The organism is Saccharothrix ecbatanensis (assembly GCF_014205015.1).
Taxonomy (GTDB): domain Bacteria; phylum Actinomycetota; class Actinomycetes; order Mycobacteriales; family Pseudonocardiaceae; genus Actinosynnema; species Actinosynnema ecbatanense.
Genome location: NZ_JACHMO010000001.1, coordinates 4,017,951 through 4,037,936, shown reverse-complemented (window position 1 = coordinate 4,037,936; position 19,986 = coordinate 4,017,951). Strand labels below are relative to the sequence as shown.

The following is a 19,986-nucleotide window of genomic DNA, read 5'->3' as shown; positions in this document are numbered from 1 at the left end:
AACGGCGTTAAAGGAGCGGGGATGGCTGCCGGTCGGACGCTTTCCAGGTACTGGATGCTCACCAATGATTTCGCGCAGAATCCGTATCCGGTGCTGGAATATGTGCGCCGGGAAAAGCCGGTCTGCGAGGTCGGCATGCCCAACGGCGGCCGCGCCTGGGTGATCACCCGGTACGAGGACGCCAAGGCCGCCTTCAACGACCCGCGGATGAGCCGGGACATCAACGTGCACTACGAGCTGATGTCCCGCCAACTCGGTCGGAAGATCACACCGCCGCCGGAGCAGGCCAACCACCTGGCCAACCTGGAGCCACCCCGGCACACCCCGCTGCGCCGGGCGATCAGCTTCGCGTTCACCCCGCGCCGGGCCGAGGCGATGCGGCCGCGGATCGCCGAGCTCGCCGACGAACTGCTGGACCGGATCGACGGCCGGGGACGAGCCGACCTGATGGCGGGGTTCGCCGTGCCGCTGCCGGTGATGGCGATCGCGGAGCTGATGGGCGCCCCGGCCAGCCGCTGGCCGGACTTCATCCGCTGGTCCAACGCCCAGCGCGACTTCTCCCCGCTGGACGCCGCGGACGGCGAGCTCGAGCGCAACGTGCACGAGCTCTCCGAGTTCATGACCGACCTGATCGCGGAGAAGACCCGCACGCCCGGCGACGACTTGATGTCCGCGCTGATCCACGCTGATCCGGAGCGGCGGCTGACCCACACCGAGATCCTGTCCACCGGGTTCGCCCTGATGAGCGGGGGAAACGACACCACGGCGAGCATGCTGGGCGGTGCCCTGTTCACCCTGCTGACCCATCCGCGGGAGCGGGAGCGGATCACCGGCGAGCCTGACGGCTGGACCAAGGCGATGGACGAGCTGATCCGGTTCACCACCCCGACGCACAACGCGTTGCACCGCGTCACCACCGAGCCGGTCGAGATCGGCGGCGTGGTCATCCCGGCGGGCGAGGTCGTCATCATCTCCTTCCTCTCGGCCAACCGGGACGAGCGGCAGTTCCCGCGGTGCCCGGAGAAGTTCGACATCGACCGGGAGAAGCCCGCGCACCTGAGTTTCGGTTTCGGTATCCACTACTGCTCCGGCGCGCACCTGGCCAAAGTGATCACCGAAGTCGGTGTACAGCGGTTGTTCGAGCGTTTCCCGGATATCCGGCTGGCCGTCGATCCGGCCAAGGTGCGCTATCAGATGAACATTCTTGTCCGGACGATTGTCGACCTCCCGGTCGAATGGGGAAAGGACTAGCCGGTGGCTGACGACGATGCCGATCGGCAACTTGAAGACTTACGTGCGGAACTCGACCGGATCGATTTCCGATTCCTTGACATCCTGCGGGAACGCATCGAACTCTGCGTGCGCATCGCCGAGCACAAGCGCGAGCACGGCGTGCCCATGATGCAGCCACACCGGATCGGCGTGGTTCAGCGGCGCGCGGCCGAGTACGGCCGGGAGCACGGAGTCGACGTGGACTTCCTGCGCAACCTCTACGACCTCGTCATCGCCGAGACGTGCCGTGTCGAGGACCTGGTGATCGGCAACGTCACAGCCTGACGGGAGCCAGCGCACATGCGAACGCTTCTCATCGACAACTACGACTCGTTCACCTACAACCTGCACCAGTACATCGGTGAGGTGACCGGCCAGGCGCCGACGGTCGTGCGCAACGACGCCGACTGGTCGCGCATCGACCTCGGTGAATTCGACGGCATCGTGATCTCGCCCGGCCCTGGCCGGCCGGATCGGGCCCGCGACTTCGGCATCAGCGCACAGGCCATCCTCGAGTCCGGGCTGCCGGTGCTCGGCGTCTGCCTGGGACACCAGGGCATCGGGCACCTGTTCGGCGCTGTCGTCGAGCACGCGCCGGAACCGATGCACGGCCGGGTCTCGGCGGTGCACCACACCGGAGTGGACGTCTTCGCCGGGCTGCCGTCGCCGTTCTCCGTGGTCCGCTACCACTCGCTGGCGATCACATCGCTGCCGGACGAACTGGAGGCGCTGGCGTGGACCGCGGACGGCGTGATCATGGGGCTGCGGCACCGGTCGCTGCCGATCTGGGGCGTGCAGTTCCACCCCGAGTCGATCGACAGCGAGTACGGCCGGGAGCTGCTGGGCAACTTCCGCGACCTCGCGCTGGCGCACTGGGCCGGTCCCGAGCCGGCCCGCCCCGGCGCCTACGAGGTGATCACCCGCAGGATCCCGGTGCTGCCGGACCCGGAGACCGCTTACCGCGAGCTGTTCGCCGACTCCGAGCACGCCTTCTGGCTGGACGCCAGCGCGGTGATCCAAGGCATGTCCCGCTTCGCTTTCATGGGTGACGGCAGTGGCCCGCTGGCCGAGTACGTCACCTATCGCGTCGACGAGGGTGTCGTGCGGGTGAGCCGAGCCGACGGCACCAGGCAGGACGTCCAGCGGGGATTCTTCGACTACCTGGACGAACAGCTGGCCCGTCGTGCCGTGCCGACTCCGGAAGGCCTGCCGAACGACTTCAACCTCGGGTACGTGGGATACCTGGGTTACGAGTTGAAGGCGGAGACCTGCGGGCAGTCGGCATACCGATCGGAAACACCCGACGCCGCCCTGTTGTTCACCGACCGCATGCTGGTGCTCGACTTCGTCGAACGCGCGTGTCACCTGCTGACGCTCAGCACCGGGGATGACCGCTCGGCCGCGATGTCGTGGCTGGACGAGACCGAGGCCCGGCTGGCCGCGTTGCCCGACTACGAGCCGGGGGAGCAGCAGGCCGCCGCGCTGCGCGCGATCGAGCCGGACCTGCTCCAGACCGTCCACTTCCGGCACGACAAAGAGGCATACCTCAAACGGATCGCCGAGTGCTTGCAGGAGATCAAGGACGGCGAGTCCTACGAGATCTGCCTCACCAACCACCTGACGATGGACGTGCGGATCGATCCGCTGACCACGTACGCGGAGCTGCGCCGGATCAGCCCGGTTCCCTACGGCGCCCTGCTCGATTTCCCGGGCCTCGCCGTGCTCAGCGCCTCCCCGGAGCGGTTCATCACCGTGGACAGCAGGTCGGGCGTGGAGTCCAAGCCCATCAAGGGAACCAGGCCACGCGGGGAGACCCCGGCGGAGGACGAGGCGTTGCGGCTGGACCTGCTCGGCCGGGAGAAGGACCGGGCCGAGAACCTGATGATCGTCGACCTGGTCCGCAACGACCTCAACACCGTGTGCGAGATCGGTTCGGTGCACGTTCCCCGGCTGTTCCACGTCGAGACCTACGCTCCGGTGCACCAGCTGGTGTCCACCATCCGCGGCCGGTTGCGCCCAGGGGTGTCCGCGGTCGAGTGCGTGCGCGCGGCGTTCCCGGGCGGCTCGATGACCGGCGCGCCGAAGATCCGCACCATGGAGATCATCGACCGGCTGGAGGAAGGCCCGCGGGGCATCTACTCCGGGGGGATGGGCTGGTTCTCGCTCAGCGGCGCCGCGGACCTCAGCATCGTCATCCGCACCGTGGTGGCCACGGACAACGGGGTGAGCTTCGGGGTGGGCGGCGCGATCGTGGCGCTGTCGGACGCCGAGGAGGAGTTCGAGGAGACGCTGGTGAAGTCCCGCGCCATGATCGCGGCGGTCGTGGCGACCGTTGTCCCGCACGTCGCGGGCGAGCGGTGACGCGGCTCCGCCGCTGCGTGCTCGTCGGAGGCTCGGGCGCGGTCGGTGGCATGTTCGCCAGGCTGCTGGGAGAGCGCGGCGCGGTCGTCGAGGTCGTGGATCCCCTGCGGAACGGGGACATCACGAACATCGACGACGCGCTCGCCGACCAGCTCAGGGCCGCGGACATGGTGTTGCTGGCCGTGCCGGAGCCGGTGGCGCTCGCGGCGATCGGCGCGGTGGCCGAGGCGATGACGCCGGACGCGTTGCTCGTGGACACGCTGTCGGTGAAGAGCCGAGTCGTCGCCGCGGCTCCTGCCGGCGTGCAGATGGTCAGTCTCAACCCGATGTTCGCGCCCGCGCTCGGCATGGCCGGCCGCCCTGTCGCCGCGGTCGTCGTGCACGACGGGCCCCTTGTCCGGGAATTGCTGCGGCTCATCGAGCAGTGGGGCGGCCGGGTCGTGCTGACCGACGCCGACGAGCATGATCGGCTCACCGGTGCGGCACAGGCGCTCACGCATGCGGCTGTGCTCGGATTCGGTGTGGCACTGCGCGACATGGACGTGGACGTCGGACAACTCGCTGCGATAGCGCCGCCGCCGCACACGACGATGCTGGCGTTGCTCGCCCGGATCGCCTCGGGCACGCCGGAGGTCTACTGGGATGTCCAGGCCGCCAACCCGCACGCCGCGACGGCGAGGAAGGCACTGGCCGAAGGGATCCGGGCGGTCGCGGACATCGTGGAACGTGGCGACGAGGCGGCGTTCGCAGGGCTGTTGACGAGCCTGGGCGGAGCGCTCGGGCCGCAGCTCGACCGTCACCGGGAGCTGTGCGCCGGCCTGTTCGCCGGACTGGCGTCCGGGACCACAAGCTACTCGGACCGGATGCCGCCGCCCACCGTACTTCAATGAATCCGAAGCGATTTTCCCTGTGGTCGCAACGTTTTTCATATGCCGCGCGGCAATGTCCACCAGCACCATAGGGTCGATTTTCGGTGCTTGCTCCAGGTGGGAAGGAAGTCGAGTGAAGGACGCTGCGATGATGAAGCCGGGCCCCGAGGACATTCTTCCGCTGTCGCCTTTGCAGCAAGGACTGCTCTTCCACGCGCTCTACGACGAGCAGGGGTTCGACGTCTACGCGGTGCAGGCCGTACTCGATCTGCGGGGCCCACTTGACGTCGGTGCGTTGCGCGCGGCCGCCGAGGAGTTGCCGCGCCGGCACGCCAACCTGCGCGTGGGCTTCCTGCACCCGAAGAGCGGCCGGCCGGTCCAGGTCGTCGCGCGGACGGTCGAACTGCCCTGGGAGCAGACCGATCTCACCGGCCTCGACACCGAAAGTCGTGCCGCAGAGGCACAACGGCTGCAAGCGGCGCACCAGTCGGCCAAGTTCGACCTGGCCCGCCCGCCGCTGATGCGGTTCCTGCTGATCCAGCTCGGCGAGCAGGAGTACCGGCTGCTGTTCACCTTCCACCACCTCCTGCTCGACGGCTGGTCGATGTCGTTGCTGCTGAAGGAGTTCTTCGAGCTGTACACCGGCCGCGCCGACCTGGAGCCGGCGGTGCCGTACCGCGACTACCTCGGCTGGCTCGCCGGGCAGGACATGGACAAGGCGGAACTGGCCTGGCAGCGGGCGCTCGAAGGCATCGAAGGGCCCACCCGGCTGGCCCCGGCCGATCGCTCGCGTGCGGCGACCGTGCCAGAGCAGGTTTCGTTCGAGTTGTCCGAGCACGCCACCGCCGAACTCACCGCGCGGCTGGCAAGCCGTGACCTGACGGTCAGCAGCGCCGTGCACGGGGCATGGGCGATCCTGCTCGGCGCTGTGACCGGCTCGAACGATGTCGTGTTCGGCACCGTGGCGTCGTGCCGCCCGCCGGAGCTGCCCGGCGTGGAGCGGATGGTCGGCATGCTGGTGAACACGCTGCCGCTGCGCACACGGCTGGAGCCCGGGGTTTCGCTGGCCGAGACGCTGCGCCGACTCCAGAACGACCACCTGGACCTGACTTCGTACCAGTACATCGGCCTGAGCCAGGTGCATCGCACAGCCGGGCACGGCGAGCTGTTCGACACGTGCGTCGCATTCGAGAACTTCCCGTTCGACATGGCGGCCATGCGCGATGTGGCGGGCGATCTGACCATCACCGGGTTCGACGTCCTCGACGCCACCCACTACCCGCTCTACCTCGTGGCCCACATCTGGGAAGGCCGGCTGCGGCTGGTGATCAGCCACCGGCCGGAGGTGTTCGGCCGCGACGACGTGCAAGCCATGGGCGACCGGCTGGTCCGCGTGCTGCGGGCGGTGACCGCCGAGCCGGATCAGCCGCTCGGCCGGGTCGAGGTGCTCTCCCCGGCGGAGCGCCACCAGGTGCTGACGGTCTGGAACGAAACCCCGCACTCCGCCCCCGCCACCTTCCCGGAGCTGTTCGCGCGGCAGGTGGCCGCGACGCCGGACGCCGTGGCCGTCGAGTCGGACGAGGTGTCCCTCACCTATGCCGAGCTGGACGAACGGACCGACCGGCTGGCGCGGCACCTGACGGCCATGGGCGTCGGGCGTGAGGACGTGGTCGCGCAGATGCTCGGCCGGTCGGTGGAGTCGGTGGTGGCGTCGGTCGGTGTGATGAAGACAGGCGCCGCGTACCTGCCGATCGACCCGGACTACCCCGCCGACCGGATCGCCTTCATGCTGTCCGACGCGCGTCCCAGGGTCGTGCTGACCACTCCGGAGCGGTCCGGCTCGGTCCCGCACGTCCACGGCATGGCAGTGCACGATGTGTCCGACCTGGTCGGCCGGGAGTCTCCGGCGGCGTCCGCGACCCCGGCGATCTCGCCGCACAGCCCCGCTTACCTGATCTACACCTCCGGCTCGACCGGTGTGCCCAAGGGCGTCGTCGTGACGCACCACGGGATCGCGAGCTTCGCCGCCACCGAGATCGACCGGTTCGCGGTCACGCCCGGCAGCCGCGTGCTCCAGTTCTCCTCGCCCAGTTTCGACGCGTCGGTGCTGGAGCTGTGCATGGCGCTGCTGTCCGGCGCGGCGATCATCGTGCCCGGTCCGGAGATCCTGGCCGGCGAGGTCCTCGCGGAGGTGCTCGCGGACCGGCGGGTGAGCCACGCCCTGATCCCGCCGGCCGCGCTGGCGAGCGTTCCGACCACGTCCCTGCCGGACTTCACATCGCTGGTGGTCGGTGGCGAGGCGTGCACGGCGGAACTGGTCGAACGCTGGGCGCCGGGCCGTCGCATGGTGAACGCGTACGGCCCCACCGAATCCACGGTCGCGGCCACGATGAGCGATCCGCTCGTGCCGGGCACGGGCGTGCCGATCGGCCGACCGGTGCGTGACACCCGCACCTACGTGCTGGACAAGGCGCTGCGCCCGGTCGTCCAGGGCGTGCCCGGTGAGCTCTACGTGGCCGGTGCCGGCCTTGCCCGCGGGTATCACCAGCGGGCCGGCCTGACCGCCGAGCGGTTCGTCGCCAACCCCTTCGGGGCCAAGGGCGAGCGGATGTACCGCACGGGTGACGTCGTGCGGTGGCGCGCTGACGGGACCCTCGAGTACGTCGGCCGGACCGACGACCAGGTCAAGATCCGGGGTTTCCGGATCGAGCCCGGCGAGATCGAGGCCGTGTTGGCCCGGCGGGCCGACGTGACCCAGGCGGCTGTGCTCGTCCACGAGGACGGCTTGGGCGTCAAGCGGCTGGTGGCCTACCTGGCCGGTCCGGCCGATCCCGCCGAACTGAAGCCGTACCTGGCCGGACTGCTGCCCGACTACATGGTGCCCGCGCTGTTCGTGAAGCTCGACGAGCTGCCGTTGACCCGGCACGGCAAGCTCGACCGCAAGGCGCTGCCCGAGCCGCGGTTCGAGGCGTCGAGCGGTCGTGCCCCGCGCGACGAACGCGAACGGCTGCTGTGCGAGATCTTCGCCGACGTCCTCGGCCTGTCCTCCCGGGGAATCGGCGCGGTGAGCATCGACGACGGGTTCTTCGAGCTCGGCGGCGACAGCATCATCACGATCCAGCTGGTCAGCCGGGCACGCAAGGCGGGCCTCAGGTTCAGCCCGCGTGACGTCTTCACCCACCCGACGGTCGAGGCGCTGGCCGCGGTCGCCACTTCGACGGAGAACGCCCCCGCCGCCCCGCCGTCGGACGACGGTGTCGGCGGCCTGCCACTGACGCCGATCACGCACTGGCTCAAGGATCTCGGCGGCCCGGTCGCGCAGTTCAACCAGGCGATGCCGGTGGACGTCCCGGCCGGTCTGGACGAGCAGCGGATCGCCGCGGTGCTGCAAAAGTTCCTCGACCACCACGACGCGCTCCGGCTGCGGCTGGGCGTGCTGCCCGAGATCGAGGAGTGGACACTGGAGGTGGCGCACCGCGGTGCTGTCACCGCGGCGAGCTGTCTGTCCCGTGTGGACGTTTCGGGAGACTCCGACGAGCAGGTCGAAGCCGTGGCCGCGGAGCATTTCGAAGTGGCCAGGGCAGGCCTCGACCCGTACGCCGGGAAGATGGTCCGCGCGGTCTGGTTCGACGCGGGCGACCGGCCTGGGCGGTTGCTGCTGGTGATCCACCACCTCGCGGTCGACGGTGTCTCGTGGCGGATCCTGCTCCCGCAGTTCGCCGCCGCGCTCGCGGCGGCGGCCACCGGGGGCCAGGTCGAGCTCGAGCCGGTGGGCACCTCGTTCCGGCGCTGGTCCCAGCAACTGACCGTCTCGGCCGGTGAGCCGAAGCGGATGCGGGAACTGCCGGTGTGGAAGGAGATCCTCGGCACCGACGACCCGCTGCTGACCGATCGTCCGCTGGATCCGGGCCAGGACAAGGTGGGCTCGCTCGCGGAGCTGACCCTCAGGCTGCCCGCGGCCGTCACCGAACCGCTGCTCGGCCAGGTGCCCGCGGCGCTTCGTGCCGGGGTCAACGACGTCCTCCTGGCGGCGCTGGCCGTGGCCGTCGGCGGCTGGCACCGTCGTGGCCCGGACAGCTCACCGGCGGTTCTGGTGGCCCTGGAAGCGCACGGCCGCGAACAGATCGAGCCGGGCATGGACCTCTCGACCACGGTGGGCTGGTTCACCAGCCGCTACCCGGTGCGGCTCGACCCCGGTCAGGGCACGCTGATCGACGCGGTGAAGGCGGTCAAGGAGCAGTTGCGGGCGACCCCGGACAACGGGATCGGCTACGGGATGCTGCGCTACCTCAACGCCCGCACCGCCCTGGCGCTGGCCAAGTTCGCCGAGCCGCAGATCGCGTTCAACTACCTCGGTCGCCTGGACAACGCGACCGAGGAGGGCATCGGCGGCGGTGCGCATCCGGACACACCGCTGCCGCACTCGCTCGTCGTCAACTCCTTCACCGACGGCACGGGCCTGGTCGCGACCTGGTCCTGGCCGGCGGGCCTGATGGCCGAGCAGGACGTGCGGCAGGTGGCCCAGGCCTGGTTCGACGCCTTGACAACCCTGGTGGCCGAGGCCGATGGCGGCACCGCGCTCACGCCGTCCGACCTGCCCTTGGTCTCCCTGTCCCAGAACGAGATCGACCGGCTGACGACCGGCGGGCCGCGGCTGGTCGACCTGTTGCCGCTGTCACCGCTGCAGGAAGGCCTGCTGTTCCACGCCGAGTACGAGCAGTCCACAGAGGACGTCTACATCGCCAGGGCGGCGATGGAGCTGCACGGTGACCTGGACGTGCGCGCTCTGCGAGCGGCGGCCGAAGCGTTGTTGCGCCGGCACGACAACCTGCGCGCCGCGTTCCGGTACACCGAGGACGGCCGGCCGGTCCAGGTGATTCCGGCCGAGGCCGAGTTGCCGTGGCGGGAGATCGACCTGAGCGGCTGGACCGCACGCGATCGGCGGCAGGAGCTCGACCGGCTCCTGGCGGCGGAACGCACGACGCGGTTCACCCTGACGAACCCGCCGTTGCTGCGGTTCACGCTGGTGCGCCTCGGTGACCGCGCGCACCGGCTCATGGTCGGCGCGCACCACCTGCTGCTGGACGGCTGGTCGCTGCAGGTTCTCGCGGCGGAGCTGTTCGAGCTGTACCGCTCCCATGGCGACGACTCCGCTTTGGCCGAGGTCACACCCTATCGCGACTACCTCACCTGGCTGGCCCGCCAGGACCGGGACGCGTCGGTCTCGGCGTGGCGTCAGGCGCTCGACGGCCTGCCCGGACCGGCCTTGGTGGCGCCGGGCACCGCGGACCGCAAGGCGTTGCCACCGGGCCGCGTCGTGCTGGAGGTGCCCGACCAGCTGACGACGCACCTCAATGCCCAGGCGCGCAAGCACGGGCTGACCGTCAACTCGGTCGTGCAAGGCGCTTGGGGTCTGCTGCTCGGTGACTTCACCGGCAGCAGGGACGTGGTGTTCGGTGAGACCGTTTCCGGCCGGCCGCCGGAGTTGCCGGGCGTCGAGACCATGGTCGGTCTGTTCACCAACACCGTCCCGGTCCGCATCCGGTTCGACCTGGACGACACCCTGCTGGAGATCTTCCGCAGGGCGCAAGGCGGGCGTGCCGACTTGATCGCACACCACCACCTCGGCCTGTCGGACATCCAGCGGGCCGCCGGGCACACCCCGTTGTTCGACACCGCCGTGGTCTTCGAGAACTTCCCGACCGCCGAGCCCGCACAGCTCTCCGGCGCCCTCACGCTGTCAGATGTCGACACCCGGGGTGACAACCACTACCCGCTCGGTGTGGTGGTGATGCACGACGGGCAACGGATGGCGCTGAACTGGTACCACCAGCCCGACCTCGTCGACGACGCCACCGTGAACTGGATCGGCGAGCAGATGATCACGCTCCTGGACGCGTTCACGGAGACCCCGGACACCACCGTCCGCGATCTGGGCCTCGCCGTGCAGAAGCCCGCGTCCGGCCGGCAGGGGCCTGTTGTGCCGGAACAGGATGCTTCGGTCGCCGACCTGTTCCAGGCACAGGCCGCACGCACCCCGGCCGCGGTCGCGCTGGTCTCCGGCGACACCGAGCTGACCTACGCGGAACTCAACGCACGGGCGAACCGGCTGGCGCACGCCATGATCGCCCGCGGTGTGGGTCCGGAGCAGTTCGTCGCGGTCGTGATGGACCGCTCCGTCGACCTGGTGGTCACGCTGCTCGCGGTGCTCAAGGCAGGCGCGGCGTACGTGCCGGTCGACCCGGCCTACCCGGCCGACCGGATCGCGTTCATGCTCGCCGACTCGGCCCCGGCGCTGCTCGTGAGCACGACGACGGTGCCGGACTCCGGCATTCCGCGGCTGCGGGTCCAGCAGGCCAAGGGCTTGCCGGACACCGACCCGGCCGATGAGGACCGGACCAGGCCGCTGAGGCGGGACCACCCGGCCTACGTCATCTACACGTCCGGGTCGACCGGGCGACCCAAGGGCGTGGTGGTCACGCACCGTTCGGTGGTCGACTACCTCACCTGGACAAGCCGGGCGTATCCCGGCGCCACCGGGACCGCGCTCGTGCACTCCCCGGTGTCGTTCGACCTCACCGTCACGGCGCTGTTCACCCCGCTCGTGGTCGGCGGCACGGTGCTGCTCGCCGAACTCGCGGAGAACGTAGGGGTCTCCGCGCGACTGAACGGCACGCCGTGCGCCTTCATGAAGGCCACGCCCAGCCACCTGCCGTTGCTGGACGCGCTGCCGAACGAGTTCTCGCCGGTCACGGAACTGCTGCTGGGTGGTGAGGCGTTGCTCGGCGAGGCGCTCACGCCTTGGCGGGACAAGCACCCGGACGCCACGGTGTGGAACGTCTACGGTCCGACCGAGGCGACGGTCAACTGCACCGAGTACCGGATCGAACCAGGCGCCCCGGTGCCGTCCGGTCCGGTGCCGATCGGCCGTCCACAAGGGAATGTCCGGGCCTACGTGCTCGACGCCGCCCTGTGTCCGGTGGCTCTCGACGTGACCGGTGAGCTGTACATCGCGGGCCCGTGCCTGGCCCGTGGCTATTTCGGCAGGCACGCGCTGACGGCCGAGCGGTTCGTCGCCGACCCGTTCGGGCCCCCGGGCGAGCGGATGTACCGGACCGGCGACCTGGCCCGCTGGACCGCCGACGGCGACCTGGTGTTCGCGGGCCGCGCCGACGACCAGGTGAAGCTGCGCGGGTACCGGATCGAGCTCGGGGAGATCGGCGCGGTGCTGGCCGGGCACCACCAGGTGGCGACGCAAGCCGTGATCGTTCGTGACGATCAGCTCGTCGCCTACCTCGTGCCCGCCGATGGACAACGCGTGGACGTGCCCGTGATCCGCGCGCACGCCGCGAGCGCGTTGCCCGAGTACATGGTGCCGGACGCGTTCGTCGTTCTGGAGAGCTTGCCGCTGACCACCAACGGAAAGCTGGACCGGGCCGCGCTGCCCGCACCGGACCGGACGGTGGGCGACTCGGTGGCGCGGCCGCTCACCCCGCAGGAGGAGATCCTGTGCGTGCTGTTCGCCGAGGTGCTCGGCCTGTCGGAAGTGGGTCCCGACGACGACTTCTTCACCCTGGGCGGGCATTCGCTGAATGCCATCCGGCTGATCAGCCGGGTCCGGACGGTGTTCGCCCAGTCGGTCGACGTCCGTGCGGTGTTCGACGCCCCGACCCCGGCGGCGTTCGCGCGCCGGATCGCCGCCGGTGGAGCCTGGGCACGGCGTCCCGCTCTGCGGGCGATGGACCGGCCCGCGGAGATCCCGTTGTCCTTCGCGCAGCGGCGCCTGTGGTACCTGAACACGCTGACCGGGCCGAACGGCACCTACAACGTCCCGATCGGGATCGCGATGTCGGGAACACTCGACGTCACCGCGCTGCGCGCTGCCCTGGCCGATGTCGTCGCACGGCACGAGAGCCTGCGCACCACCTTCCCGGACACCGATGGCCGCCCGCGCCAGCACGTGCACAGGCCGTCCCGAGTGGACGTCGAGGTGGTCCGGGTGGACGTGGCCGGACTGGACGAGGCGCTCACCGCGGCCGGCGCGCGCGGCTTCGACCTCGCGGCCGAACTTCCCCTGCGGGCCACGCTCTTCGAGGTTGCGGGCACAACCGCGACCGAGCACGTGCTGCTGCTCAACGTGCACCACATCGCCACCGACGGGTGGTCGAACGCGCCGCTGGCCCGTGACCTGTCCGTCGCTTACACCGCAAGGGTTTCCGGCCGGGCACCGGAGTTCACGCCGCTCACGGCGCAGTACGCCGACTACACGCTCTGGCTGCGTGAGCTGCTGGGCGCCGAGGACGACCCGGACAGCCTGGCCTCCCGGCAGCTCGACTTCTGGGAGGCGGCGCTGGCGGGCCTGCCCGAGGAGCCGGCGCTGCCGGTCGGCCGACCGAGGCCGCAGCGAGTCGGCGACCGCGGTGACTCCGTCGACATCGAGATCGACGCCTCCCTGCACGCCAGGCTCGTCCAGCTCGCGCGGGACAACCAGGTCAGCCTGTTCATGGTCGTGCAGGCGGCGCTGGCCACCACGCTGACCGGGCTGGGCGCGGGCACCGACATCCCGATCGGCACCGCGGTCGCCGGCCGGGGCGACCAGGCACTCGACGAGGTGATCGGGTTCTTCGTCAACACGCTGGTGCTGCGGACCGACACGTCCGGCGATCCGGCGTTCACCGAGTTGCTCGCCCGCGTCCGGGAAACAGATCTGGCCGCGTACGCCAACCAGGACGTGCCGTTCGACCGGCTGGTCGACATGTTCCGGGCCTTCCGGGGCTTCAGCCCGCTGTTCCAGGTCTTCCTGGCGTTCCAGAACAACACGGCGCCGGAGCTGAGGCTGCCCGGACTGACGGTGCGGCCGGCGTCGGTCGACCTGCCCGTCGCCAAGGTCGACCTCGGCGTCGAGCTGTCCGACGAGCGGGGCCCGGACGGCGATCCGGCCGGGCTGACCGGCCGCGTCAGCTACCGCACAGACCTGTTCGACCGCGGCACCGTAGAGATGATCACGAGGAGGCTCGTTTCCGTGCTGGATTCCGTGACCGCCGACCCGAGCGCGCCGATCAGCCGGATCGACGGCCGGAGCGGCGCGATACCACAGGAATGGAACGACACGGCCCGGCCCGTGGCGCCCTCCACCTTCCCGGCGCTGTTCGAGGAACAGGTGCGGCGGGTCCCCGGGCGTACCGCGGTCGTTCCGGACGGTCTGCCCGCCGCGAGCTTGACCTACGAGCAGCTCAACGAGCGTGCGAACCAATGGGCACACGTGCTGATCGCGCGGGGTGCGCGGCCCGAGCGACTGGTCGCCGTCGCGGTGGCCCGCTCGGTCGACTGGCTGGCCGTGACGCTCGGCGTGCTCAAGGCGGGCGCGACCTACCTGCCGGTGGATCCCGGTCATCCGGCCGAGCGGATCGCCTTGCTGATCGCGGACAGCCGTCCCGCCTTGGTGCTGACCACCGCCGCGGCGGCGGACCAGGTGCGGCAAGCGGGTGTCCCGGAGCCGTTCGTCATCGACTCCGACGAGGTTCGCGCCGAAGCCGCGGCCGCGCCGGTCACCGACCCCCTGGACGCGCGACGGGCCCAGCCGCTGTCGCCCGCACACCCGGCATACGTCATCTACACGTCCGGCTCGACCGGCCGGCCCAAGGGTGTCGTGGTGACGCACGCCGGCATCGCGAGCATGGCCGGTGCGCACGCGGAGAACCTGGTCGTGAACGAGGAAAGCCGCGTGCTTCAGGCGGTCTCGCCGAGCTTCGACCCGTCCATCGCCGACCTGGCGATGACCCTGCTCACCGGCGCGACCCTGGTGCTGCCCAGCGGCCACCATCAGCCGGTCGGAGAGGAACTGGCCGCCATCATCGAACGCAACGAGGTGACCCACGTCCAGCTCACCGCCGGCGTCGTGGCCACGTTGCCCGCCAAGCCGCTGCCGACGCTGCGCACGCTGGTCGCCGGTGGCGAGCCGTGCCTGCCGGAGAAGGTCGCCCAGTGGTCGGCCGGACGGCGGATGATCAACGTGTACGGCCCGAGCGAGACGACCGTCTGCGCGACCATGAGCGAGCCGCTGTCCGGCGAGGTCCACCCGCCGATCGGCCGTCCCGCCTGGAACACCCGGGTGTACGTGCTCGACGCGGCTTTGCGTCCCGTCGCCGCGGGCGTCGAGGGCGAGTTGTACGTCGCCGGTGTGGGCCTCGCGCGTGGCTACCTCGACCGGGCGGCGCTGACCGCGGAACGATTCGTGGCGAATCCGTTCGGGCCGCCCGGATCGCGGCTGTACCGCACCGGCGACGTGGTGCGGTGGAACGCCACGGGCGCACTGGAGTTCGTCGGCCGGGCGGACGAGCAGGTCAAGGTCCGCGGCTTCCGGATCGAACTCGGGGAGATCGAGGCCGTGCTGGCCGGGCACCCCAAGGTCGACCAGGTCGCGGTGGGCACCCACGAGGACCAGAACGGGCACCGGCAGCTCGCCGCCTACGTGGTCAGCGGCGCCGTGCGACCGCCGAAGCCGTCGGGGCTGCGCGAGTACCTGGTGAAACGCCTGCCGGACTACCTGGTCCCGGCGACGTTCACCGTGCTCGGGGAACTTCCGTTGAACGCCAACGGGAAGGTCGACCGCGCGGCCCTGCCCGCCCCGGTGGCCGAGGCCGCCCGCGGTGGGCGGGCGCCCCGGGACGAGAAGGAGAAGCTGCTCGCGCAGTTGGTCGGCGAGCTGCTGGGTGTCGCGTCGGTGAACATCGACGACGGCTTCTTCGAGCTCGGTGGCGACAGCATCATCTCCATCCAGCTGGTCAGCCGGGCGAGGAAGGCGGGCTTGGCGTTCACCGCCGAGGACGTGCTTCGGCACCGGACCGTCGCGGCGCTCGCCGCGGCGGCGACCTGGGCGGGTGCGGGGTCCGCCGCCCCTGCCGTGTCGGACGCGGGCATCGGCGAGATCCCGCTCACCCCGGTCATGCACTGGATGCGCGAGCGGGGCGGTCCGATCGACCACTTCAGCCAGGAGACGTTGCTGCGGCTGCCCGCGGGCTGCGACGAGCAGCGGCTGACCGCGGCACTGCAGATCCTGCTCGACCACCACGACACGTTGCGGCTCAAGCTGACTCGGCGGATCGGCAACCACGTGTGGAGCCTTGAGTCGCTGCCCAGGGCCGACGTCCGCGCAGCCGACCTGCTGACCACTGTGGACGTGCGCGGGCTCACCGGAGAAGCGCTGATCACGGTGCTGCACGAGCACGAGAAGGCCGCGCAGGAGCGGCTGTCGCCGGAGAACGGCGCGGTCCTCCAGGCTGTCTACTTCGACGGCGGAGCCGCCGCACACCGGCTGCTGCTGGTGATGCACCACCTGGCCGTGGACGGCGTGTCCACCCGGATCCTGGTCCCGGACCTGCGCGAGGCGTACGAGGCGGTGACCGCCGGGCGTGAGCCCAGCTTGCAGCCGGTCGTCACGTCGTTCAAGCAGTGGGCCGAGGGCCTGGTCGCCGAGTCGTCGCGCCCGGAGCGGATCGACGAGCTGACGGTGTGGACCGACATCCTCGGCGCGGGCGACCCGCCGCTGTCGGCGCAGCCGCTCAACCCGGCCAGGGACCTCACCCGGACGGTGCGGCAGATCGAGCAGACCCTGCCCGTGGCCTCCACCGAACCGCTGCTGGCCCGGATCCCGGCGCTGTTCAACACCGGCGTGAACGAGGTACTGCTGGCCACGCTCGCGATCGCGGTCCAGCGATGGCGGGACAGCCGCGGACTCGGTGGCGGTTCCAGTGTGCTGATCGAAGCCGAGGGGCACGGCAGGCAGGCCATCGGCGGCGCGGACCTGTCCCACACGGTCGGCTGGTTCACCGCGGCCTACCCGGTGCGGCTGGACACCGGCGCCGACGGCGACCTCGGCTCGGCGGTCAAGCTGGTCAAGGAACAGCTCGCCGCCATCCCGGACAAGGGCATCGGCTTCGGGCTGCTGCGGCACCTCAACCCGCAGACCGTGCCGGTGCTGGCCCGCTTCGCCGGTCCGCAGGTCCTGTTCAACTACCTCGGCAGGCTGGAGGCCAGCGAGGAGCCCGAGATCGGTGACTGGGCGGTGATCGGCACCGAGCTGGTGCACCAGGCCGACCACCCGGACACCCCGATCGCGCACCCGATCGGCCTCAAGCTGTCCAACTTGGACCACGTGGACGGGTTGCGGTTGCAGGGGCACTGGACGTGGCCGGAGGCGCTGTTCACCGAGGACGAGATGCTGGGCCTGACCCGGATCTGGGAGCAGGTGACCGAGGAGCTGATCGCCCACGCCGAGCAGGACGGCGTCGGCGGATGGTCCCCTTCGGACTTCCCGCTCGTCCGGCTGTCCCAGCAGGAGGTCGACGCGCTCGCCGCCGCCCACCCCGGCCTGGTGGATGTGCTGCCGGTGGCCCCGCTTCAGGAAGGCCTGGTCTTCCACGCCCTCTACAACGACAAGGGCGTCGACGTCTACACGTTGCAGCTCGGCTTGGACCTGGCCGGTGACGTGGACCTGACCGCGCTGCGCGCCGCGGTGCAGGCGCTGACGCAGCGGTACGAGAACCTTCGGACCGGGTTCGCCCACGACGGCCTGACCCATCCGGTCCAGTTCCTCCCGGCCGCCGTGCGGGTGCCGTGGTCGGAGCTGGATCTGCGCGACGCGCCGCCCGGCGAGCTGGAGCGGGTCCTCGCCGAGGCACGGGCCGAGCGGTTCGACCTGGCGAAGCCGCCGCTGCTGCGGTGCTTGGTGCTCCAGCTGGGCGAGGCGGAGTACCGGCTTGTGCTGACCCTGCACCACGTGCTGCTCGACGGTTGGTCCACGCCAGCGTTGGTGGACGACCTGATGCGGCTGTACGAGTCCGGTGGTGACGACTCGGCGCTGCCCGTGCCGCCGCCGTACCGGCGTTACCTGACCTGGCTCACCGAGCAGGACCGGGAAGCCTCCGAGGAGGTGTGGCGTGGCGAGCTGGCGGGGCTGACCGAGCCGACCCTGCTCGCTCCGGTCAACCCGGACCGCGAACCGCGGTTGCCGGAAAAACTGACCACCGACCTGCCGGCCGACCTGGCGGCGGGGATCACCGAACTCGCGGCCGACTGCGGTGTCACGGTGAACACGGTCATGCAGACGGCGTGGGCGCTGCTGCTCAGCAGGCTGACCGGGCGCGAGGACGTGGTCTTCGGCGCGAGCGTGTCGGGCAGGCCACCCGAGGTGGAAGACATCGAGCGGATGGTGGGCCTGTTCATCAACACCATCCCGGTGCGCGTCGCGTTCGACGCGGCCGGCTCGGTCGCGGAGACCATCCGTGGTCTCGGTGAGCGGCAGGCGGCGTTGATGGCCCACCAGCACCTGCGGCTGGTCGACCTCCAGCGGTTGACGGGGCTCGGCGAGCTGTTCGACACGTTGCTGGCGTTCCAGAACTTCCCGGTGGCCTCTGACACGTTCGACGAGCCGAAGGCCGAGGACGAGGGTGTCCGCGCGGTCGACCTGCACACGAGCGACGCCACGCACTACACGCTGACCTTGGACGCCTGGCAGGCCGGGGCCGGGATGGGATACCGGATCGGCTACCAGCCGGGCATGTTCACCGGGTCCGAGATCGAGCGGGTGGCCGCCGGGCTGCGGCGGATCCTGGCCGCCATCGTCGCGGAGCCCGAGCGGCCGGTGGGGCAGGTGGCCGACGACGAGCTGGCGGCGCTGTGGACCACCCTGCGCCCGGAGCTCGAACAGCGGGTCGGCGCCGCCCGTCAGCAGCCGGAGCCGAGCGGTCCGGCGGGGGACCTCAAGGCCCGTGAAGAGATCCTCACCGGGCTGTTCGCCGAGGTGCTCGGCGTGGACGAGGTCGGGCTGGACGACGACTTCTTCGAGCTCGGCGGGGACAGCATCGTGTCGATCCAGCTCTCCAGCCGGGCCCGCAAGGTCGGCCTGGTCTTCACGTTGCGGGACGTGTTCGTCAGCCGGACCGTGCGGGAGCTGGCCCGGACGGCGGCCGACGAGCAGGACACGAACATCCAGGAGCGGCCGGAGGACGCCGTCGGCGAGTTCCCGCTCACCCCGATCATGCTCGACCTGATCGAACGGGACGGCGCCGCCACCCGGGACAACCTGGCCAACCTGTTGCAGGTCCCGGCAGGCATCGACGAGGTCACGCTGGCGCGCACGCTACAGGCGGTCGTGGACCACCACGACATGCTGAGGGCCAGGCTTCGGCACGACCCGGACAACGGCACCGGCCTGTCGGTGTGGCGCATGGAGATCACGCCGAAGGGCTCGATCGACGCCGCCCGCCTGATCACCAAGGTCGACATCTCCGATGTGTCCGCTGACGACCTGATGACGGTCGTCGTCGAGCAGCAGCGGATCGCGCAGGCCGAACTGTCCCCGGAGAACGGCCGCATGGTGCGCGCGGTGTGGTTCGACGGCGGAACGCGCCGCCGCGGCCGGTTGATGCTGGTCCTGCACCACCTGGTGGTCGACGGCATGTCGTTGCGGGTGCTGGGGGAGGACCTGCGCAGCGCCTGGGCGGCCGTGTCGGCGGGCGACGAGGTGGCGCTCGAACCGGTGGGGACGTCGTTCCGCCGGTGGTCGCGGCAGCTTTCGCTGCTGGCCGCGAAACAGGACCGGGTGGCGGAGTTCGACATGTGGCGGAGCGTGCTCGGCACGCCCGATCCGGTGCTGGCGGACCGACGGGTCGACCCCACCCGGGACGTCGTCGGCTCGGCCAGGCAGATCCGCCTGGTGTTGCCCGCGGAGGTGACCGAGCCGCTGCTCGGCCGGGTGCCCGCGGCGTTCAACACCGGCGTGGACGACGTGCTGCTGACCGCGCTGGCCATGGCGATCGGCGACTGGCGGCGTGCCCGTGGCCGCGGCGACGGCACGGCGTTGCTCGTCGGCCTCGAAGGACACGGCAGGCAGGACGTCGTCGAGGGTGTCGACGTCGCCCGGACGGTCGGCTGGTTCAGCAGTGCCTACCCGGTGGCGGTCGACCCGGGCACCGGCGACGTCGGCGTCGCGCTGAAGAGCGTGAAAGAGCAGTTGAGGGCCATCCCGGACAAGGGCATCGGGTACGGGCTGCTGCGGTACCTCAACCCGGAGACCGCTCCGGTGCTCCAGAGCTTCGCCCAGCCGCAGGTCGGCTTCAACTACCTCGGCCGGTTCGACGCCACCGAGGAGGTCGCGCGGACCGAGGACTGGGCCACACCACCCGAGGCCAAGGAAACCGTGGGCGGCGGCAGTGATCCGGGCAAGCCGATGACGTACGCGCTCAGCGTGAACGCGCTCGCCCAGGACCGCGCGGGCAGCCCGCAGCTGATGACCGTGTGGTCGTGGCCCGGCACCTTGTTCGACGAAGAGGACGTCCGCTCGGTGGCGGAGCTGTGGTTCCGCCGCCTCGAGACGATCGTGACCGAAGCGGGTCCGGGCGGCGTCACCCCATCGGACCTGTCGCTGCTGACGCTGTCCCAGGACGAGATCGACGAGTTCGAGAGCGACTTGGCTTGATGAAAG

General features: G+C 70.6%; 5 protein-coding genes. All 5 read left to right on the top strand.

The features are described 5' to 3' along the window. Positions 1-21 precede the first annotated feature (21 nt). The 5 genes from F4560_RS16630 (at position 22) to F4560_RS16610 (ending at position 19,980) form a co-directional block, all read left to right on the top strand. Positions 22-1,251 carry a cytochrome P450 family protein gene (locus tag F4560_RS16630; RefSeq protein WP_184921048.1) on the top strand — a complete coding sequence of 410 codons (1,230 nt, stop codon included), beginning with the start codon at positions 22-24 and terminating at the stop codon, positions 1,249-1,251. A gap of 3 nt (positions 1,252-1,254) precedes the next feature. Next, complete coding sequence (locus F4560_RS16625) at positions 1,255-1,557, top strand: chorismate mutase family protein (protein ID WP_184921047.1); 303 nt, start codon at positions 1,255-1,257, stop codon at positions 1,555-1,557. Positions 1,558-1,572: 15 nt separating this feature from the next. Continuing rightward, the gene (gene pabB, locus F4560_RS16620) at positions 1,573-3,633 is read left to right on the top strand and encodes an aminodeoxychorismate synthase component I (protein WP_184921045.1); all 2,061 of its coding nucleotides are present in this window, start codon (positions 1,573-1,575) and stop codon (positions 3,631-3,633) included. Next, positions 3,630-4,523 (top strand): prephenate dehydrogenase/arogenate dehydrogenase family protein, encoded by an 894-nt coding sequence (locus F4560_RS16615; protein ID WP_221483526.1) that lies wholly within the window; start codon positions 3,630-3,632, stop codon positions 4,521-4,523. Before pabB ends, F4560_RS16615 begins: the two co-directional genes overlap by 4 nt. 112 nt (positions 4,524-4,635) lie before the next feature. Beyond that, positions 4,636-19,980 carry a non-ribosomal peptide synthetase gene (locus F4560_RS16610; protein ID WP_221483525.1) on the top strand — a complete coding sequence of 5,115 codons (15,345 nt, stop codon included), beginning with the start codon at positions 4,636-4,638 and terminating at the stop codon, positions 19,978-19,980. Positions 19,981-19,986: the final 6 nt, after the last annotated feature.